The sequence below is a fragment of the Anabaena sp. CCY 9910 genome, assembly GCF_963920875.1.
Taxonomy (GTDB): Bacteria; Cyanobacteriota; Cyanobacteriia; order Cyanobacteriales; family Nostocaceae; genus Trichormus; species Trichormus variabilis.
Window position 1 is genome coordinate 136,234 of record NZ_CAWUDJ010000004.1, and the last position, 21,271, is coordinate 157,504.

General features: G+C 42.6%; 16 protein-coding genes. 7 read left to right on the forward strand and 9 right to left on the reverse strand.

Features of this window, described 5'->3' with window-relative positions; all coding sequences use genetic code 11:
* Window positions 1-513 precede the first annotated feature (513 nt).
* Window positions 514-897 carry a nuclear transport factor 2 family protein gene (locus ACM5QX_RS05575; RefSeq protein ID WP_011319943.1) on the forward strand — a complete coding sequence of 128 codons (384 nt, stop codon included), beginning with the start codon at window positions 514-516 and terminating at the stop codon, window positions 895-897.
* Between the two features lie 116 nt (window positions 898-1,013).
* Here ACM5QX_RS05575 and ACM5QX_RS05580 read toward each other — a convergent pair whose 3' ends face one another.
* The 3 genes from ACM5QX_RS05580 to ACM5QX_RS05590 all read right to left on the reverse strand — a co-directional run bounded on the left by ACM5QX_RS05580 (window position 1,014) and on the right by ACM5QX_RS05590 (window position 4,637).
* Complete coding sequence (locus ACM5QX_RS05580; RefSeq protein ID WP_414752733.1) at window positions 1,014-2,504, reverse strand: hypothetical protein; 1,491 nt, start codon at window positions 2,502-2,504, stop codon at window positions 1,014-1,016.
* Between the two features lie 49 nt (window positions 2,505-2,553).
* Window positions 2,554-3,312: a TIGR03943 family putative permease subunit gene (locus ACM5QX_RS05585; RefSeq protein WP_414752734.1), complete on the reverse strand. Its 759-nt coding sequence runs from the start codon at window positions 3,310-3,312 to the stop codon at window positions 2,554-2,556.
* A 272-nt stretch (window positions 3,313-3,584) separates the two neighbouring features.
* Entirely contained in the window at window positions 3,585-4,637 is a 1,053-nt protein-coding gene (locus ACM5QX_RS05590; protein WP_011319940.1) for a permease, read from the reverse strand.
* Window positions 4,638-5,383: 746 nt separating this feature from the next.
* Here ACM5QX_RS05590 and ACM5QX_RS05595 point away from each other — a divergent pair.
* Window positions 5,384-6,742 (forward strand): sensor histidine kinase, encoded by a 1,359-nt coding sequence (locus ACM5QX_RS05595; RefSeq protein ID WP_414752735.1) that lies wholly within the window; start codon window positions 5,384-5,386, stop codon window positions 6,740-6,742.
* 44 nt (window positions 6,743-6,786) lie between these two features.
* On the opposite strand, the gene ACM5QX_RS05600 is transcribed toward ACM5QX_RS05595, so the two are convergent.
* From ACM5QX_RS05600 to ACM5QX_RS05615, 4 genes are all read right to left on the reverse strand, one after another.
* Complete coding sequence (locus ACM5QX_RS05600; RefSeq protein WP_190568540.1) at window positions 6,787-7,665, reverse strand: NAD(P)-dependent oxidoreductase; 879 nt, start codon at window positions 7,663-7,665, stop codon at window positions 6,787-6,789.
* 426 nt (window positions 7,666-8,091) lie between these two features.
* Entirely contained in the window at window positions 8,092-9,306 is a 1,215-nt protein-coding gene (locus ACM5QX_RS05605; protein ID WP_414752736.1) for a class I SAM-dependent methyltransferase, read from the reverse strand.
* A 41-nt stretch (window positions 9,307-9,347) separates the two neighbouring features.
* Entirely contained in the window at window positions 9,348-9,887 is a 540-nt protein-coding gene (locus ACM5QX_RS05610; RefSeq protein ID WP_414752737.1) for a GAF domain-containing protein, read from the reverse strand.
* A 451-nt stretch (window positions 9,888-10,338) separates the two neighbouring features.
* The gene (locus tag ACM5QX_RS05615) at window positions 10,339-11,274 is read right to left on the reverse strand and encodes a lysylphosphatidylglycerol synthase domain-containing protein (protein ID WP_414752738.1); all 936 of its coding nucleotides are present in this window, start codon (window positions 11,272-11,274) and stop codon (window positions 10,339-10,341) included.
* Window positions 11,275-11,411: 137 nt separating this feature from the next.
* Between ACM5QX_RS05615 and ACM5QX_RS05620 the strand changes: the two genes are divergently transcribed.
* Genes ACM5QX_RS05620 through ACM5QX_RS05635 form a run of 4 tightly spaced genes read left to right on the forward strand, consistent with a single transcriptional unit; the run spans window position 11,412 to window position 15,773 of the window.
* Window positions 11,412-12,236, forward strand: coding sequence for an alpha/beta fold hydrolase (locus tag ACM5QX_RS05620; protein WP_414752739.1), 825 nt, complete (start codon window positions 11,412-11,414; stop codon window positions 12,234-12,236).
* 12 nt (window positions 12,237-12,248) lie between these two features.
* The gene (locus tag ACM5QX_RS05625) at window positions 12,249-13,187 is read left to right on the forward strand and encodes an alpha/beta hydrolase (RefSeq protein WP_414752740.1); all 939 of its coding nucleotides are present in this window, start codon (window positions 12,249-12,251) and stop codon (window positions 13,185-13,187) included.
* A 13-nt stretch (window positions 13,188-13,200) separates the two neighbouring features.
* Window positions 13,201-14,106: an alpha/beta hydrolase gene (locus tag ACM5QX_RS05630; RefSeq protein WP_414752741.1), complete on the forward strand. Its 906-nt coding sequence runs from the start codon at window positions 13,201-13,203 to the stop codon at window positions 14,104-14,106.
* Complete coding sequence (locus ACM5QX_RS05635) at window positions 14,103-15,773, forward strand: phosphatidylglycerol lysyltransferase domain-containing protein (RefSeq protein WP_414752742.1); 1,671 nt, start codon at window positions 14,103-14,105, stop codon at window positions 15,771-15,773. Before ACM5QX_RS05630 ends, ACM5QX_RS05635 begins: the two co-directional genes overlap by 4 nt.
* A 102-nt stretch (window positions 15,774-15,875) precedes the next feature.
* Here ACM5QX_RS05635 and ACM5QX_RS05640 read toward each other — a convergent pair whose 3' ends face one another.
* Window positions 15,876-17,060: an NAD(P)H-quinone oxidoreductase subunit H gene (locus ACM5QX_RS05640; RefSeq protein ID WP_414752743.1), complete on the reverse strand. Its 1,185-nt coding sequence runs from the start codon at window positions 17,058-17,060 to the stop codon at window positions 15,876-15,878.
* Between the two features lie 300 nt (window positions 17,061-17,360).
* Between ACM5QX_RS05640 and rsmH the strand changes: the two genes are divergently transcribed.
* Window positions 17,361-18,302, forward strand: a complete 942-nt coding sequence (rsmH, locus tag ACM5QX_RS05645; RefSeq protein WP_414752744.1) for a 16S rRNA (cytosine(1402)-N(4))-methyltransferase RsmH — start codon at window positions 17,361-17,363, stop codon at window positions 18,300-18,302.
* Window positions 18,303-18,578: 276 nt separating this feature from the next.
* Here the strand turns inward: rsmH and ACM5QX_RS05650 are convergent, their stop codons facing one another.
* Window positions 18,579-20,876 (reverse strand): peptidoglycan DD-metalloendopeptidase family protein, encoded by a 2,298-nt coding sequence (locus tag ACM5QX_RS05650; RefSeq protein WP_414752745.1) that lies wholly within the window; start codon window positions 20,874-20,876, stop codon window positions 18,579-18,581.
* Between the last annotated feature and the right edge of the window lie 395 nt (window positions 20,877-21,271).

The following is a 21,271-nucleotide window of genomic DNA, read 5'->3' on the forward strand; positions in this document are numbered from 1 at the left end:
GTGCTTGGGGGTTGGATCAGCCAAGTTAGACTGCCCCTAACACGGGTAATTATTCATTGATTCAGTGTTCCCTATTTTGCATACGTAACTGATGTCGTTATAACATTATGAGCTTGCACCCCGTCAACCTTAGACTTGACGAGGGTTTCAAGTTCAAATGCTACAAATGTATGCACCGCAGTACAGATACCTAATAAAGGTTTAAGGCTGCTTGGCTTTGATAAACAGTTATGTGGTAGGTGGCTCGCTGGTACAAGGTCAGAGGCGGGATAAATACTGTCTCTGTATATAATTTATCAAATGCCTAGCTCAGAAAAGTTAAAAATTGAAAAGGGTAAGAGTCGTTGGTCAGTTGTCAATAGTTTTCTTTTCTACCCCCTTACCCCCAGGACTGTTTCAGTCTAAAAAGGTTTGCCAGCAAGAGTCCCAACTCTTTCAACTCGGACAATAGATTTTAACCCAACTCAGTGATGTTAAACTTTCATTGTCTGGTCAAATGAAACAATAAACAGCATGGATGCCACCCATAAAGCCCAGGTCATTGCTAACGAGAAAAATCTCCTCTCAGCGATGAAAACAAATAACGTGGAACTTTTGGATAAACTGCTTCACGATGAGCTTCTGTTTAACGGGCCAAGTGGCGAAACGGCAACCAAAGCGATGGATCTGGAAAATTACCGTTCGGGAAACATCAACCTGCATACAGTTGAATCAAGTGATCTAATACTCAATGTGGTCGTGGACGACGTTGTTGTTGCCGTCACAGTAGAGATACGAGGAAATTATTTAGGGCAAGAAATTAATGGCAAATTCCGCTATCTCAGGGTTTGGAAGCTATTTGAAAACGACTGGAAAGTGATTGCAGGAAGCGTGGTTACGCTAAGTACCGACAACTGAAGACAATATATTTGGGAAAAATCTTCATCAAAAACAACATCCTTAATCCGAGGCTAACGATTCCCAATACCAAGTTTTCTTCCCAGAATGAAACAGTCCTGCCCTCACTTCCTGCTTCACGGTAGCCAACGGGGATGAAATCCGATGAAGGGTAGCTTTTCTGGTCTGATGGTACTGATAGCTGTGTCAGAAATGGGTAGTAGGGGCATTAGCCAAAGATTACTGGTGGCGATCGCTTCACCATCATCTGTTTTTAATTCTCTGGTTGCAGGTGCATTAGGATTGCTCTGGGGAACTACTTGGTCAAATAACAAGCCTAAACCATCTGGTGATAGGCTCATCTGCACGTTTCTTTGTTCTATGGGTAACACCAGCAATGGTTTTTGCTGTCCTGTTTTGAGGTCAATTGCGACTAAATAAGGTTGTTCTATGTATTGTTCTTGGGATACAAGCTGTGTCAGCAAGCAATAGAGGGTAGGTAAGGCTGGATCAAACTGGCAACTGAGGATTGAACCTGTGGTTTTCAATAAGGGTTTTTGGACACCTTGATTTGTGACTAAAAATAATTCTTTTGTGAAATCTGTATTAAATTTCACCATTGCTGCTTGAGAGCCATCTTTGGAGAATGCCTGTACTAGCCCAAATTGGGGCAGAAAATCTAGGGGTTTGCTGGCATCTTTTTGTAGTGGTAGAATGGCGGCTCCTTGCCCTTGGGCAACGGCTACGGCTTTACTGTCAGGGGTAATCATGAAATCTCCCCCAGGCTGGCTTTGCAGACGCTGTGGGACTGGTCTTTGTCCTGAGTTGCCGGTAGCGGAGATAAACCACAGACCAAAGTCACTAGGGTTGTTTCTATTTCCCCTTTGAATCACAATAGTTTCGCCATTGGGGGATAGGTCGAATTTCAGGTTTTGATAGTCTTTATTATCTAAAATTAAGTCGATTTTCCCTGCTGGTTCGGCTGGTGTATCAGATTTGGTGCTGATTCCGGTTGTGACTGTGTACAATTGCGCTGAAAGTAAGTCTTGATTGTTGGCAGCGCGAGCCGAGAATAAGATTTTTTCTCCATTGGGAAATGGTTTAAAATCCATCACAACTAAGTCTTTGGGACTAAGTACCTTTTTCTGTTCTAAAGACAAGTTGTACAGTACTAGCTGTCCTTGGTTTTCTTGATCGGCTCCAATGTAGAGAATGACGCGATCACGTGTACGAAATTGACTAGTAAAGGGCTGGATTACCCGATTTGTTTTTTCTTTTTCGGCAAACCTATCTTTAGCGCCCTGCAACTGTAATTTATAATTCGTCCCATAAGGAGCTGGTGTCAGCAGAGTATAAACCATCCGTCTCCCCGCCCAACTAAATTTCCCTGCTAAAGGCGGTTCGATTTTTAAGTTATCTTCTACGCTTTTGATATCCATTGGACGGCTAAAGGTGACAGCAAAAGAGGTGTCTTCTGCGCCGATTTGTTGATTTTCCCATGTAAAACTGCGTACACGAGAAGCAACCACATCACCTTGTAAGATTAGCAGTCCAATCAACAAACTCAAAATTAACATGAGAGCGATCGCCACGCGATCTAGTGGTTGGAGAAAGGGTTTGGTAGTCATTGGTCAGTTGTCAGTTGTTCGTTGTCAGTTGTTCGTTGTGGACTATTGACTAATAACTATATGGATTTGCTGGTTGGGGAATCTTTTTGATGGAGGTGGCGGCGATGGTTAATTGACGTTTACCGCTTAAGGTTTCGGTGGTCATCTTTCCTTCTACTTCTAACCAAGTGTCGGGAGAATACCGTTCTTGATTAGTTGCTAATTTAACTGGTAAACCTACAGGATAAGCATCGGCGGCGCAGCAGGTGAGGACAAATCTAGCGAGGAATATATATTCTTTGCCAATATCTGGGGGATGGATGACAAATCCTTGTACCTTGGCTTTTTGACCTGTATATGAATCTGGTTCGGGATAGACATTCACGGTGCGTACCCAATCTACAAGCGATCGCTCTTCTGGACGCACGGAGGCGCGGAAGGATTGGGGTTGTAGGCGCGAGGTGGTTAATAAATCTGTCACACCCCTCTGGAGTGCTTTATCACTGGCAAATACTTGCGGTGTAATAATCAAGCCTAAAATCGCTGTGAATAGCAGTAAGCCGCTACCCCAACCAGGAGCAAAAAAAGTGATGTGCTGGGGGTTGGGGGTGACATCACGAGGACGTAAGCGCCAAAGTTCTTTAGCTTTGGCAAAGCCAATAATTAATAAGACAACACCGGCTACAACCACCAATCCAAAATAATTGGGGTGAATTAATAAATTGAGCTTGCCAGTCAGCCAATATCTCAGCATTAATACGCCCCAGGCTGTAATTGCCAAGACATCCAGCCAAGAGAGCAGTTTATTTGGTACTTGAGATTTAGTCATTGGTTATGAGTCAATAGTCAGTGGTCAAGAAGAGGAAAAGGGGCAGGGGGCAGGGGGCAAGGGGGAAGACCGGGACGGAGCTTGGACTCCTCCCCGTATAAGCGTCCTAGAAGGACGGGGCTTGTACCCCTGTTCCGCTCCGCTTCACGGCTACTGGGCAGGGATTACTCCCCCTGCTCCCCGCTCCCTGCCCCTCCGCCTCTTCGGTCAGTAGTCAGTGGTCAATAGTCAGAAGAAGAACTAACGAAGGACACCTGACCACTGACGAAATATCAAATAACGTGCAAGTTAATGAAAAGGGTGAATAAGAATGTCAGTAGCCCTGCTAAGGCAAATAAGTAGAAGATTGTCTTGGGTTTGAATATGGATAACATCAAGCCGACACTTTTGATGTCAATCATGGGCCCAAAGACGAGAAAGGCTAATAATGAACCACTGCTGAAGGTGGCGGCGAATGATAGGGCAAAAAATGAATCGACAGTAGAACAGATGGATACTACTGCGGCTAACACCAGCATGACGAGAATTGAGGTAATCGGGCCAGAACCTAGACTGAGGATTAATTCACGGGGTGCTAGGACTTGAATAGCTGCGGCGATCGCACTCCCAATTACCATGACTGCACCCAACTCCCGCAATTCTTGGATGCTGTTATCTAGTAACAGGCGTAGTTTATCTCTCAACGGTTTATTGTTGCTGCTAGCTTCATTTGTCGGGGCTAGGTTAGCATCTAGTCGTGTTGGCACACCACCTGCTCGACCACCTAAAATATAAGTCCCAGAACGCAACATACTGGGGGTATTCGTGTCTTTTGTTGTGGAGTATTTACCCCGGCGTTTTGTTTCTGGTTTGGCTGGGGGATTAAATTTTAAATAACGAGCGATCGCTGGTTGGACTATGGGTTCTAAGTCTGCTTGAAAACTGAAAACAAAACCGATAATTGTGGCGATTAAGAGCGAAAATATCACACGTAAAACTACTATTTCTGGTTGTTCCCTAAATGCTGTCCATGTTGCCCAAATCACAATCGGGTTAATTGTCGGTGCTGCTAGTAAAAAACCAACCGCTACGGGTGTAGGTACTCCTTGCATCAGCAAGCGCCGCGCTACTGGCACATTTCCGCATTCACAGACTGGAAACAAAAAGCCGACCATACTGCCAACTAAAGCACCTAATAAGGGATTTCTGGGCATTTTTTCTACTAATTTGCGCTCATCTACAAAAAACAGCAGCAAACTGGAGAATAAAACCCCAAGCAGCAAAAAGGGCATCGCCTCGACTAGCAAACTCAGAAATATTGTGAAACCATTGTTCAGTTGATTCATGGGTGTCGCAGTCAAAAGCGCTGTGGATTTTTTAGGTTAAGCCTAGTCATTCTATAGAAACGGGGATCAAACACATTTAGTGACAGATCAAGATAAAATTTGGCAAATAAGTTAGTTCTGGGATTCTAGTTGAGTTTAAGCAATGTATTGATGCTGACGAGCCAGCGCATATTCATGTTTATATGGGTGAATTTACTGGCAATGAACATTATTATGATTGTTCTATTGTGTAAATAGTTCCGATATTAGCAGACTGGGTATAAAGTTACATAAATTTTCACTACCTAAGATTTATACTTACTGTCAATTAGCTCTTTAAAGTGTTAACTTCCGGGCATTTTCACCAAGTATTCATACTTTTTAAATAACGGGGGATCACTGTGATAATCGGTTATCAGCCTTATAACATAGCACTTGTAAAGGTTTTAGGCTGCTATTGGCTGTGAGTATTCCCATAAATTATTGTCATTGCTAACTTAACAAGTAAATCTTTTTGATCCTTGGGGCAATTTTTTTTTGCTTTGGTTGATTTTTTACTATAAAAACTTTCAACTTGCAAGCCCAATCTGCCAAAAATTGATTATGGGACTTCAGTAAAATCACAGTGGTAACATTATTTTATATTTAAGCATTTACGCTGAAAATATTTTTGTGTTACTTTGACTAAATTTAGCTTCAGTACTAAGCTCGGAAGCTAGAATGTTGGCTTATTTACTTGTCAGTCCTTGTATCTATCAGAGTCTCAAGTGTCACAAGAATTTTGTCCCCTTGTATCACCACCTACCGTATCTAGAGGTAGCGATCGCGATTTAGGTTTAGATTCCACCATTCAAGAACTACCAATGTACACTTTTCAGGTGGAAATTAGCCTGACTGGTGTGGAAGTAGCGAAGTATTTTGATAAATATCCCTTGTTACCAGGGGTAATTTTGCTAGAACAGGGAAAGTTTACGGGAATGATATCCCGACGAAGGTTGATAGAGTTTTTGATGCGTCCCTACGGACAAGATTTGTTCGCTAAAGAACCATTAGATGTTCTCTATCGTTATGCGCGTTTAGCGGTTTTAGTGCTGGCTGATACCACACCAATCTTGACAGCCATGCAACAGATATTAAGGCGATCGCCTGAATTTTTAGCAGAACCTCTAGTAGTACAAACAGCAGATAATTCCTACAGATTGCTAGATCCCCATGAATTGAATATTGCAGCTTGGCAAATTCGCGGTATAGAAACTCAAGTACGCTACGAACGCAGCCAAGCCCAAATGATTCAAAACGATAAAATGGCGAGACTGGGGCGGTTAGTAGATGGGGTAGCACACGAAATTTTAGACCCCGTAGGTTTTATTTGGGGTAACTTAACTTATATTTCTAACTACAGCCAAGATTTACTGAAGTTAATAGCTGCTTATGATGAATGTTTACCCTCTGGTTGTGCGGTAATAAATGATATTAAAGAAGAAATTGAATTTGATTATCTAGAAAAAGATTTATCTAAAGCATTAACTAGCGCTCGTTCCGGTGCAGAAAGACTAAAAAAACTCGTTACTAGCCTACAAAATTTTTGCCATATCGATGCAGTTTATCCTAAACCCGTAGACTTACACGCCTCTATAGACAGTATTGTAATTTTAATTAAAAGTCGTTTGAAAGGCGAAATTACTATTATTAAAAATTATGGAAAAATCCCCCCAGTATCTTGTTTTATAGGACAGTTAAACCAAGTATTGATGAATATTTTCAGTCACGCTGTCGATAGTTTACTAGATGAAACTGTGCGGCGGCAATTGCAACCCGATTGTGGACAAAATGTGAAGCAAGCAACTATAGAAATTACAACGGAAGTTATTTCTCAAGCAGCTACTAAACCCAACGAATTTGATTCACGCTGGGTTTCGATTTGTGTGGCGGATAATGGGACAGGAATGTCGGAGGAATTACAACAACAAATCCGCGAAAATTTCTCTATAGAAAAAAGAACAGAAAAAGAGACAAGTTTAGCCGTTAGTTATCGCATTATCACGGCGAGACACGGCGGTAAACTCAATTTCTCTTCCAAACTAGGCATCGGTACAAAATTTGAAATTTTACTACCTTTGCTCTAGTCAATATTCAATAGTTATTTGTTGTTCTCCTCGTCTCGATCCCTCTAACCGCCACTTGCTTCCCCCCAATCTCTGATAACAGAAAATAGGGCAGAGTAATCGTCATTGGCAAATGACATTTTCATGGTTGTTTGTAAAAGTCTCTGCACAGTTTCAATACTGCTGAGATCCAGTCCCAGGTATTGGGCTTCGGAAATAAACAAGTCGGTATCTTTGAGCAAGTGTTTTGTGGGAAAGTTAGGATTGCTATAATTGCCATCCAACATCCTTTGCAGCTTTTTATCAAAGGTAGGCGCATACAGCGCACTCTCCCTTAAGACTTGCATAAATTTATCTACATCAATACCTTGACGCTGCACAAAAGCTAAACTCAGGGCAAAACTAGTAGTTAAGGAAGCAATTAGCTGATTTAGGGCTAGCTTTAATCCCGATGCGGTTCCTACTGGCCCTATTAATAATGGGTCTGGGCCAAAATTCTTGAGTAAATCTAGGCAGCGTTCATATTGTTGAGGTTCAGCACCTACCATCACTGTCAGCGTACCCGCTTTGGCTTCGGGGATACTTCCTAATACTGGTGCTTCTATATATTCACCGCCACCACCCACTATGGAATCTCGAATCTCTTGGCTTTGGGTGGAGGTAATCGTTCCCATCTGAATGATGGTGCGTCCTTGGAGAGTCCGCCAAGAAGTATCCGAAAGCAACACATGATATATTGCTGCGGCGTTGGTCAGCATGAGGATGACACACTCAGCTTCTCGAATTGCGTAGCGGGGATGTGTCACCACTTCCGCGCCAGCTGCTTGTAATGGTGCTAGTTTTTCTGGGGTGCGGTTATAGGCAACTACCTCTATATTTGCTGCTAACAATCTTTGGGCCATTGGTAGTCCCATAAGTCCAGTTCCCAGAAATGCCACCTTCATGTTTTACGTTCCTTTGATTCAGCCGCTTTTCCATCGTTTGATTGTAGGTTGTCAGGGAGTAGCTCATTAACGGTTAACTGTTAACAGATTTACATTTTTTCTACTCCCTACGTCCGGATCTAGCGATCAGCCTCCTGCGGCAAAAGTTGCCATAATGACAACTGAAAGCAAGATGCCAGGACTAAGTAATGTTACCAACATTAATAGGTCATGAGCAGTCATAATTGTAACTCCCCTCTGATGCTCGACTTCATAGTAATCACTGTTATGCTAGTCTATATCCAGCCAATCCAGCATTCTTAAATAGAGTTTTAATTATTAGTCAGAGACGCGATTAATCGCGTCTGTACAATTTCAGGGAGGCGATTAATCGCGTCTGTACATTTCAGAGAGACGGTTAGTCGCGTCTGTACGGCTGTTTGCATCCTATTTCCCCAGTTCTGGCACAGATAATCCCGTGAGTGCTTGAGAAGCTTCCTCTTTTGTCAGTCCCTTGCTTTGAATGAGAACTCCAAAGCCCCCAAGTCCTGTGGGATCGATTAACTGGTGTAGTGCTTGTCGCCTGTGGAGTAACTCAGAAACTGGTATTTGTTGATAGGAGAGGGCTGCAATGCGACTTCCTAAGCCCAGAGCCATTAAAAATAAAGCTTGCTGGGTAAAACCGAGTCTTTCTAGGCCACAGCGATCGCCCCATCGTTCCAAGGCGGTAAAGTCAACATGGGCGGTGATATCTTGTTGCCCAATATTGATATAGGGGTTGTTGTGATGACGATGTTGATAGTAGCACTGTAAAGTTCCTTGCGATCGCCTGGGGTTATAGTAACGGCTGGCAGGATAGCCATAATCAATTGTTATCACATACCCTCTTTGCAAGCGGTCTGCTACTATACTCAACCAGTCAAGAGCCGCTAAATTAATTTCACTGCGATAGCCATCTTCATAACCGCCTTGCGCCAAATTAATGCCTACTAAGTCAAAATATTCTGCGAGTCTGGGGGTAGATGGGGCTGCTGCGACTTCAGTTAATTCGTAATTAGGGGATGGGGAAAGATTTTTTGCTTCTTGTGCTTCCTTCTCTCCCTGGACAGTTAGATAAATTTCCCTCAGTTCCCCTCCCTCTAAAATGAACTGATGTACTGGTAGTGCATCTACTAATTCATTGGAAAAAAAACAGCCTGTAATCGAGTTAGGTGATATTTCCTCCCAACTGCACCAGCGCACAGAGAACCCTTGTAAGCGTTCCTGTTGTTCTTGCTTTAAACCTGGGGATTTTTCTACAATCAGATATTGCAAGGCTGTGAATAAATGGGGATATTTTACCTGTATATATTTCAGGATATGTAAAGCTAACAGTCCTTGCCCTGCTCCCATTTCCACCAAATAAAAGGGTGTGGGTTTTCCTAAAATCTCCCACATCTGCACAAATTGTTCTGCTAGTAAATCACCAAGGTCAGCACCTAAATTGACTGAAGTGAAAAAATCGCCACCTTTAAACCCGATTTTGACGGTATTGCTGGAATAATAACCGTATTCAGGGTGGTAAAGCGCCATGTCCATATATTCTGCAAAAGTAATTCGCGCTTCGGGGCTGTTAGCAATGCGATGGATGATGGCTGTTTGTAGCGCTGAATGAGAATTCATAGACAAGTTAAATTAAAGCCGGGAGTAGGAAATTTTGTAATTCAACTTTCCAAAATATAAGGCGATGTTGCGAGGGTTTTCGCTCCTGTCTGCATAAGTTCTATATCTGATTCTGTCCAAAAACGCGTTCCTTGGCAGTGATGTGCGACTAGCAAGCCCCATAACCCCTTGGGGACTAAAACTGGTACAACTAGGTTAGCGCGGACTTGTAGAGTGCGGAGAAAATCCCTATGACAAGGGGTAATTGATGCTGATTCAATGTCGGCGATCGCTTTTGTGCGTCCAGCTAAATACAGTGCTGCATACTCATCATTAAAACATTCATCTGCCCCGGTTGACCCTAATATCGAAAATTCTTCGGAACTTAAAGCCTCGAATGTCACTTGTCCGTGCCACTGCCAGTAAAAGTAATACAAAACAACGCGATCAATTTGCAGGGTTTCTCTGAGTCTATTTGTCGTTTGTCTAACTAATGCGTCTCTCTGCATTGTCTGGACAAGACGCTGGAGAACTCTTTGTAAACCCTGTTCAGTCGGTTGATTTGAACTAGGATCAAATTCTGCATGAGAATGAATTTGCACAATTCTACAATGATGAATCAGTCAAGTCTTTCAGATTTATATAGTAATTTATTTGGTTTTAATTGAACAGTGGTAGTAATATCGTTAACTCATCTATATAAAAACAAAATGGTTATACAATAAGGATGTTGTTGTTTTCGTCTTAAAAATTTATTTCTCTTCATCCTAATAAAGTAAATATTAAGTAGGGGAGGCAAAAAGCGGTGTAGATGTTCTTCCGGCTTTATTGCCGTTGTGTTACGGCCATGAAAGGATTTGGGACTGAGATACAAGAAAATTTAGCCGTAACGCATCATCCGTAAGGCGGTGCGTTAGGCGCGAAGATAGTTATTTTGTAACCAATCATCTTGGAAATCAGCACCTAACACACCCTACTGGACTGACACGACTTACATATATTTCAAAAATCGAGTATGAGTCCTATATTTGGGGTAATTACTATTTTCTTTTTTTAACTTTTTCGCAGATTATATTTAAATTCAAAAAATCCCAGTGACCCAGATGCTAGTAATAAGGGCAAAAAATAGTATATTCCTCGATAAGCTAAGAGTGAGCCAATAATTGCTGCCGCCGGAAGTTTAGAAGTAAGTAAGAGTAATACTACAGTTTCAAATACACCCAAACCACCAGGGATGTTACTAATCACTGCTGCAAACATCGCTAGTAAATAAATTCCTAAAAAATTAGGATAAGACAAATTGGTGTTAGCTGGAAGTATTTCATAAAGTACTGACGCTGCAAGCATCCAATCAAGGCTAGAAATGAAGATTTGTGCCAGAGAGAGGTGAAAAACAGGCAAACGAAACAGATGACCACGAATTATTAATGATTGTTTAATAAAAATACTGCCTAATAAGTAACTAGCAATCAAAAAAAGAAAAATTATGCCGAGGGGGCGCACTGTAGAAAAAGGCAAATGTAATTGGTTAGGAATCAGCAAAGGATGGGTGATAAAAATCAATCCAGCAACAGTAAGCATTCCCAGCCAAAAAGTAAAATTAACAAAGGCAATTATTTGGGCGATCGCCACGGCTGGTACTCCCCAATTAGCATAAAATCGATAACGGATAGCAGTGCCAGTCAGTAAGGCAAAACCGATAGTATTACTAAAGGCAGAGCTAATAAAGTTAGTGAGCGCAATCTTATTCCAAGATAAGGGAAAACCAACGTAGTAAAATCCCAAAATATCGTAACCTAACATGACTGAATAGCCTAAGATAGTCAGCACTAATGCCCGACTTAATCGCTGTTTAGGAATGGTAGTTAAAGAGTGAAGAATATCTCGATAATTATAATCTCGTAATTCGTTAGCGATCGCCCATAGACAAAGCGTCAATAATATCAGACTCAACAAATAACTCAAATTAAATCGGGAACTTTTGGGCATAGAGATATGAGGATATAGGGACAGAAAGTCTTCAACTTTCCATCAAGTTGACACAACATTGACAAATGTTTTGCTTAAACTTTTGAACATCAATTCATCTGTCGTTTATTTGCTCTCACTCTACTCCCCATCGTCTCATGCCTAATCATGATGCCCTCGCTGGTGGAAAAGTTCACCTCCGCCGAGGTGTAGATTTACAAGTTTCTCATAGTCCGGGTGTGTATCCCCCGTTGGTTTTTATCCACGGTGGAACAGGAAACCGCTTCAATTTCAGAATGCAGTATGAGTTTGCCCAGGCTCAAGGTTGGGAAGTTTTAGCCTACGATTTGGGCGGGAATGGTCAGTCTAGTCGTTACTCGCGCTACTCTATAGGGCGACATTGTCGAGATTTAGCGCGATTGTTAGTCCGTTTTGGTGTGGAATTACCTGTGTTGTGCTGTCACAGTTATGGGGTTCCCATTGGTCTGGAGTTTTTGCAGCACCATCCAGTCAGTGCAATTATTGCTATTGCTGGGGGAACTCACGATTTAGCACCGTGGTGGGAAATTCCCTTGATGAAGTTTATGGCTGGGGGTGGTAGATATTTGCTGCATTTACCTGGTGTAAAAAAAATCAATAAGCTTCTCTCGACTTCTTATAGTCACAGTGTGATGGAACGATTTTTTGTAGAAAACCCACCACCTACAGATTTTGATGCCTATAAAGGTTTAGAAATCTTTTGGGACTATAACTTTTTTCTTCGTCATCCTTTACCGAAAAATCTGCATATTCCCGCTTTGGTAATTACTGCCGGCAAAGATCCCGCATTTACAGCCGACATGGGGGATGAGTTAGCCAGTCACTTTGATGATGGCACTCATTTACATTTTGCCAAGGGGGGACACTTAGTGATGGCTGAGTCGGCTGAGTTGGTGAATGAGGCGATCGCTAATTGGCTAAGTCAAAAACTTACTATTAATTAATCTCCTCAATATATGAATCAGCAAAAATATTCAATTTTTCTGTTACTATCAGTACTCTCTTTAATTGGTTGCAATTACTGGCCAATCTCTACAGCTCAAGTACCATCAAAAACGGCTGCTAAATTATTGTCCCAAGCAAATGCTGATATCTTAGCTACTCCCCTCACCTACCAAATAGAAACTTACAAAAGCCAAGTTATGGGAGGAAATCGCACCTATGGAGTTTCGTTACCACCTGGTTATGCACAAAACTCCCAGCAACGCTATCCTGTAATTTTTCTTCTCCACGGTGGACACGGCGAGCCTATAACTTGGTTTGATAAAAACAAGGGAGAAGCCCTGAAAACTCTAGAGAAACTCTACACTACAGGTAAGTTACAACCTAGTATTATCATCACCCCAGATGGTAATGATAAACGCGGTTCTAGTCGCTATTGGGACCCAGAATATTTCGATGGATCTAATGGTAAGGTTTCTACAGCCGTTGGTAATGAGCTAGTAAAAGTAGTAAAAAGCCGTTACCGGACACTACCTAATCCTAATTTTTGGGCGATGGGAGGATTATCTTCTGGTGGTTGGGGCGCAGTTAATATAGGCTTACATAACTTAAATAATTTCTCAATTTTATTTAGTCATAGTGGTTATTTTCGAGATAAAAGTGGCCCATCAAATAGCCCTATAACTTTTATTAAGGATGTGCCAACACAAGCAAAAAAAAGGTTACGGATTTATCTAGATACAGGTAGCTCAGATATTGATGAAGTTAAAGAAGGTGAAAAATTTAGTCAAGAACTAGCACGCCTCAATATTTATCATGTATTTCGTCAATTTCCTGGTAGTCATACTTGGCAATATTGGCGAGAACATTTAACTGATTCCTTGACTTTTGTGGGTGAGCAATTTAAAGCTGCACAAGTCGCTAGTAAAGATAAAAATTTACGCCATGATTGATAATTGAAAAAAGATGAAAATCCCCAAATTTTTTATGGGTATAGTAGGTGCGATCGCTATCTTAAGCGCCACTGGCTACTACTATGTATTTATATTAGGCGCACCACAATTAGACCCGCCCCAAGAAGAGGTAAATACTGGGCTGAAATTTCAGTTAGAAACTTTTAATTCCCAAGCAATGGGTACAGTCCGCAATTATGGTGTAATCTTACCGCCTGGTTATGACAAGAATCCGCAAAAGCGATATCCCGTAATTTTTTTATTACACGGTGGTCATGATGATGCCCGTGCTTATGTTGATAAATATGCCATATTGAATATATTAGCTGAATTATATAAGAGTAAAAAGTTACCTCCATCAATTCTAATTACACCAGATGGCAATGATAATCGGGGTTCTAGTCCTTTATATGACCCAGATTATTTTGACGGTGATAATGGCAAAGTTGGGACTTTGATTGGTTCGGAATTAGTCCAAGTCGTCAAGTCACGCTACCGGACTCTAGAATCGCCACAATTTTGGGCTTTAGGAGGTATATCTTCTGGGGGATGGGGTGCATTGAATATCGGGCTACGCTATCTCAACAACTTCCATATATTTTTTAGTCACAGTGGTTATTTTACTGATAATAGTGGCCCAGAAAATAGTCCCCAACAAATTGTCCAACAGCTATCACCCGAAGAGAAGAAGGGATTGCGTGTTTACTTAGATGCGGGGTTAAATGATACTAATTTACTAGCTTCGACAAAAGTATTTCATCAAACATTAAATAAGTTAGGTATTGCTAATGTTTTTTATTCATTCCCTGGAGGTCATGGTTTATCGGGTGCTGATATAGGCTGGAATTATTTTCACAAGCATCTTAAAGATTCTCTGGCTTATGTAGGAGAACAGTTTAATAATTCAACCCGCAAATGAATAATCAATTTAAACTTCGGATAGGACTTTGGAGTGCAGCTATTCTGACTGCTTTAGTCGGAGTGGTCAATTTATTATCAGCCGTTACTCCTAATTTATATGGTAGAAATCATTGGTTAAAAGAATTTTTACCATTTGAAATTCGTGCTACTGGTCATATATTTGCAGCCTTAACTGGCTTTATTTTATTAGCACTTGCTACTAACTTATTACGGCGCAAACGAGTCGCATGGATTCTTACTGTTGGTTTATTAATTATTTCTATTATTAGCCATTTATTGAAAGGATGGGATTACGAAGAAAGTATTTTATCTGGAGTCTTGTTACTGCAATTAATCTCTATGCGCCATATTTTTACGGCACAATCTGACCGTCCTTCAGTGGCGCAGGGTGTGCGTGTATTAATCGGGGCGCTGTTGTTTACGCTGGCTTATGGGACGGTGGGATTTTATTTGTTAGATGACAAATTCACCGAGAATTTTAATTGGGGTGGAGCTATTTTGCAAACCTTAGCGATGTTTTTCACAGAAGATAATTGGGGGTTACAACCCAAGACTAGATTTGGAGAATTTTTTGCCAATTCTATCTATGTGATTGCGGCCAGTACAATGACATTTGCGGTGGTGATGCTCTTACAGCCAGTATTTTTACGCCAGCCAGCAACCATAAGTGAGCAAAGAAAAGCAAAAGAAATAGTCCAGCAGTATGGACGTTCTTCTTTAGCACCTTTAACTCTTCTCAGTGATAAAGGCTATTATTTCAGTCCTTCTGGTCGCAGTGTGATTGCGTACGTTCCCAAAGGAAGAGGGGCGATCGCCTTGGGTGATCCCATCGGCCCCATAGAAGACCGCACAGAAGTAATTTCCAGCTTCCAAGAGTTTTGTCAACGCAATGATTGGTATCCAGCTTTTTACCAAACTTTACCGGATGATATTGACTTGTACAGGTCTTTAGGGTTTAAGGTTCTCAAAATTGGTGAGGAGGCGATCGTGGATTTGCCAACTTTTACCTTACAAGGCAAAGCTGGTAAAAACTTCCGTCCTTCTATCAACCGTTTAACTAAACTTGGTTATCAAGTTAGTTTTTATCAACCGCCAATTAGTAGTGAATTATTACACCGGCTGAAACCTGTGAGTGATGAATGGCTGAGAATGGTACAAGGTTCAGAAAAACGCTTTTCTCTGGGATGGTTTGATGAAGCTTATCTGCGAGAGTGTGAAATTGCTGTTGTACATACTCCCGATGGTCAAATTGATGCTTTTACCAACCTTTTACCAGAATATCAACTCAACGAAGTCACTATTGATTTGATGCGTCACCGCCATGCAATGGAAAATGGCACGATGGATTTTCTGTTTACTTCTCTACTACAACATTTTAAAGATGAAGGCTACGACAGCTTTAACTTCGGCTTGTCGGCGTTAGCGGGGGTAGGTGAAAAACCAGAATCTCAGGGTTTAGAGAAGGGATTGCGCTATCTCTATGAGCATTTAAACCGTTTTTATAATTTTCAAGGCTTACACGCCTATAAAGAGAAATTTCATCCGCGTTGGGAAGGACGTTATCTGGTGTATCCGAGTTTAACCGCCTTACCCGATGTGGTTGTCGCCTTGATTCGTGCAGATTCAGGCGATCGCCTCCTCGATTATTTCCAACCAGGAGCCTAATATTTTAGTTCAAAATTAAGAAAACTATATTTTTTTGTTGACGGTTAACAGTCAACCGTCAACACACTTCACGAGTAACTTTGAATTAAAAAGCCTAATGGCTTATCTATCTACAGAACCCATGATTACGTCAATACTACCGAGAATTACCACAATATCCGCGACTTTCATCCCTCTTAGTAAATGAGGCAGAATTTGCAGGTTGTTGAAATCGGCTGGGCGAATTTTCCACCGCCAAGGAAAGACGTTATCATCACCAATTAGATAAATGCCTAGTTCACCTTTACCGCTTTCCACACGGGCATAAATTTCACCTTTAGGCATTTTGAAGGTAGGAGAAACTTTTTTGCCGATGTATTGGTAATCAAAAGCATCCCATTCTGATTTCTTACCAGCTATTAAACGCTTGGCTTCGAGGTTTTCGTAGGGGCCTCCGGGTAATCCTTTGATTGCTTGCTTGATAATCTTCACAGATTCGCGCATTTCCCGCATTCTCACGGTGTAACGGGCTAAACAATCGCCGGCTGTCTCCCACTGTACATCCCAGTCGAAATCGTCGTAAGATTCGTAATGGTCAACTTTCCGCAAGTCCCATTTTACGCCAGATGCACGTAACATCGGGCCTGAAAGTCCCCAGTTAATTGCTTCTTCGCGGCTAATTGTGCCAATACCTTCGATCCGACGACGGAAAATGGGATTATTGGTAACTAACTTTTCGTATTCATCAATTACGGGTAAGAAGTAGTCACAAAATTCTAGACACTTGTCTACCCAACCATAGGGTAAATCCGCAGCTACGCCACCGACGCGGAAGTAGTTGTTATTTACCATGCGGTAGCCTGTGGCGGCTTCCCACAAATCGTAAATCATCTCCCGTTCTCGGAACTGGTAAAAGAAGGGAGTTTGTGCGCCTACGTCAGCTAGGAAGGGGCCGAACCACAGCAGGTGGTTAGCAATGCGGTTCAATTCCAGCATGATGACGCGGATGTAGCTAGCGCGTTTAGGAACAGCAACACCAGCCAGCTTTTCCGGTGCATTGACGGTGACAGCTTCATTGAACATTCCTGCGGCGTAGTCCCATCGGCTGACGTAGGGGACGTACATGACCGTGGTACGGTTTTCGGCGATTTTCTCCATTCCTCGGTGCAGATAGCCGATTACTGGTTCACAATCAACGACATCTTCACCATCCAAAGTGACAATTAGCCGCAGAACCCCGTGCATTGAGGGATGGTGTGGCCCCATATTCAGCACCATTGGTTCAGTGCGGGTTTCTATTCTTGCCATAAATTTCCGTGTTCTCCCATTATGAAAATTTTGAGTTGAACCGCGTTGATGCCATCCAGACGCGAGATCTCACGTCTGCCAAAATCAAATTCCTATGAGCAACATCTTGGGGACAAACCTTAATATATATGGCTCATACGGGAGTATGTTGGAGAGATGGGGGCAGCAGAGGGGTTTTGCTTGATGTTTCATTTTGTTTCACTTCTTCAATTATTATAGGAAAGCTCGATATTTAAGAAATTGAGGCGATGGAATTTTTTAACTGTTGACCATTGACTATCGACTATTGATTAACGACTAATGACTAAAACACCGCTCACTGTAGAAGAACCGATATTTTCTCATCTACCTGTTTTACCGCAAGAAGTGATTACAGGTCTGGTGGTGCGTCCTGGCGGGCGTTATTTGGATGTAACGGTAGGGGGTGGTGGTCACAGTCGGTTGATTTTAGAGGCTGCACCAGATGTCAGGTTAACAGCAGTGGATCAAGATGGGGATGCTTTAACCGCCGCGAAGAAAGAACTGGCAGAATTTGGGGAACAGGTAAAGTTTGTGCGGAGTAATTTTGCTGCTTATGAGTTCCCCATTGCTAGTTTTGATGGTGTGCTGGCGGATTTGGGTGTGAGTTCTTATCACCTAGATACCCCAGAACGGGGTTTTAGCTTCCGTCATCAAGCAAATCTAGATATGCGGATGGATCAAAGACAATCTCTCAGCGCCGCAGATGTCATTAATGATTGGGACGAAGTTGAGTTAGCAAATATTTTCTTCAAATATGGTGAAGAAAGACTCTCACGACGCATTGCTAGACGGATTGTCGAAAAACGTCCTTTTCACACAACTACAGAATTAGCTGAGGCGATCGCTTCTTCTGTTCCTCCCAAATACCGCTATGCTAGGATTCATCCTGCTACCCGTGTATTTCAAGCGTTGCGAATCGTCGTCAATGATGAATTAAAGTCCCTAGAAACTTTTATAGAAAAAGCACCCAAAGCTCTTGTCCCTGGCGGCAGAATTGCCATTATTAGTTTTCATAGCTTGGAAGACCGTTTGGTAAAACACGGTTTAAGAAATTCCCCTTCACTAAAGGTTTTAACGAAAAAACCCATTATTGCTACCGAAGCCGAGATTGCTAATAATCCGCGATCGCGTTCTGCCAAACTCAGGATAGCAGAGAAGCAGGTGGAGATAGATATAGCTGTTGCCAGTAGTGTTAGGACATCAATAGATTATACAACCTAGTAGTTCACCAACCCAAAATTGCTGGGCTAGGGCAAGCAGGGGGAGAAGTCGCAAGGAGGGTTTCCCTCCGGGCGAACTTCGGGGGAGAAAGAGATTTTTTTTGCTGCTATTAACCTTGCAAAGTTCTCTTGGCAGACTACTAGACACAAAAAGAATTTTCACCCAGTCCCCAATCCCTAGTCCCCAGTCCCCAGCTACAACTAAAAAATAAAAGAGGGGATTTACTTTAACCCCCTCCATAAACAAAGAAATGATTGAATTGAAGATAGCTAGTAACTATATGCGGTTACTGGTTGTGGCTGGTAGCATCGCTATAGGATTTATTGCTCCTTTGCCAGATTTATGGATTTCAAAGTGAGTGTGAGGGCCTGTGCTAAAGCCGGTGCTACCCATAGCGGCAATTTGCTGCCCTTGACGCACTTGCTGACCTGCTTGGACTAAAAGCCTGCTGTTGTGAGCGTAACGGGTCAAGCTGCCATCGGGGTGACGAATATCCACAAGATTACCGTAACCGCCTTTATTCCAACCAGATTTCTCCACAACGCCATCGGCTGCGGCGAAAACTGGTGTGCCAACAGCGTTAGCGATATCAATACCTCTGTGCATTCTGCCCCAGCGCCAACCGTAGCCAGAGGTTAGTACACCTTTTGTTGGCCAAATCAGTGCTACTGAGGGGTCTGATGGGGGAGGGACGTTTTCATCGATTGCTTGTGGTAAGTACTGGTCTACTGCTGCCAAAGGTGGCAAGTTTGGAGACACAGTAGTTCCTCGCATTCTTCCCAGCGACTCAGAAGCATTGAGACGGGCAGGAGGTGTAGCTACCCTTCTGATGGAAGGATTCCGAGGGGCGTTATTAGGCAGGAATTCCGGATTTAATGGCTCATTTACGGGGAGCGTAGCCCGGAATTGAGGCTTAACGGGTTGGTTGCTGTAGTTTGGTGCTAATGGTGTGGGTACAGCAATTGGTACGGCGATTTCTTGCTGTCTGGAAATTGGTCTAGTTACTGCAAAATTGTTGGGGCTAGTAACGGGAATTGGTATAGCAATGCCATTGTTTTGATTGGCAACTACTGGTGCAGATGTATTACCAGTCTGTTGATCCCGATATTTTGCCTGTAATCTTTGGATTTCTGCTTGTAAGCTACGCAAGCGATCGCCTTTTGCTCTGGCTACTCTCTTTCCAGGTTGTTGAGGGCGCTGTATTTCGATAAAGGCTTTGGGTATTGGTACATTACCACCCACCCCTTGGGTATCAGCAGGCGCTGAAGCTGATTCTAGGGGAACAATTGTATCAACTGGTGTTTCACTATTAGCACCTGGTGTTGGCACAGTAATAGGCACACTGTCGTTGTTAGCTATAGCTGGGGGCTGTACAACTGGCAAGCTAGGATTGACTCTAGCAGTATCTACAGGGAAGTTAGGTACTGTAGGCGTGCTGGGGTACTGCACACTGTTAGAGCTAATTATTGCTGGTGCTTGAGCTATGGTGTTGTTTGCTCTACCAGGAATAATCAGTTGTTGGCTAATTTTTAATTGGTTAGGATTGCTAAGATTATTAACTTTTACCAATTCTGCAACCGAAGTATTATATCTGCTGGCGATCGCCGCTAGGGTATCTCCGGGCTTAACTTCGTAAGTATTTGCAGTTGATGCTGAGGTTTCAGTTAATGGCTGTACTGGTATGTTAATCGGCTGTGGCTGCTTGATGGTAGTTGCTAGGCTATCTTGGCTACCATTAGCCACTGTTAACTGCTGCTCAATTACTGTACCATTTGTGGTCAATGGTGGTAGTTGATTAGCTAAACTTGTGGGCTGTGTTAACCCAACAGTAGTTTTTGATAAATCTTTTGACTCCTCAGACCGCAACTCCGCCAGACTTTTTCTTAAACGGCTCGATTTCTCTTGTAAACGACTGAGCGCAAATTCTTGCTGCGCTTTTAGTTGGGCATTAATACCATCACTAGCGGTTGTGTTATCAGCTAGTGCTTGTGGTTGAGTCGTTGGTAATATATTTTGCCCAGCAGTCACGCCGTTAACGTTGTTCAGTTGTGCTGCTATCTCTTTTACTGGCTTGGTTGTTTGTTCCCCTTGTGCCAGTTGAGATTGGTGGTTGATAGTAGTTTTATGAAAGGCGATGTTTTTAGTAATATTTTCTGATGCAGGAACCTGCACAGACATTCCACTGGACAAAACTTGCCACTTAGCTTCTAGTCCAGGTAACTGTGAAACTGCGGTTGGTTCCATGATAACTGGGTTCTCCGGCACGCTGGTCGATAGAACTCTGGAATTTTGCAGTTGTGAAGCTAATTTCAGTTCGGAATCAGTAGCAGTAGGGATGCTTGAGGCTGCCTTTTGGCTACCCACAGGCGCAGCCGCTTGGGCTTGATCGCTTTGTCGAGTCACCAAAAGGCTGGTTGCTCCCATTGATATGGCTAGGCCAATCATTGCCGCTTGTCTGCGCGCCCGGCGATTAGCTTGATTGTTTACTACGTTGAACTGATCTGCCGGGGCATCATCGCTGGTAGGGGTATTTTTCAACACAGCTTTCACTCTTTTTTTCAATGCTCGTTTCAAAGACGACCTCCTATGATCACTAGCGCTTAACTGACCTCGATTTTTCGGTCGGATACTAGTCAATGATTTAGATCACACCATGAGATAGATCAAGATCACTTTCACCAGAGATACTTACGCAAGATTAACCTGCTTCTCTGATTTAGACAAGTTCACACCTGTTAGCAAAATTTAAAGTTGCTGTGCTTACTTGTCTTTGCCACTCCACACACCCTCACACAGTTTGCTGTTCACAGTTGCCTTTGTTGATTTTGCTTAGAGGCTGTGACCGGAGATTATATACTCACCAAGTCATCTGTCGCCATCAGCAATTTCTCTACTCTGACCCCTGGAAACAGGATGCCCCCTGCTGTAGATATCTTCAAGGTTTTTCTACTTGATCCGTCTTACCAACA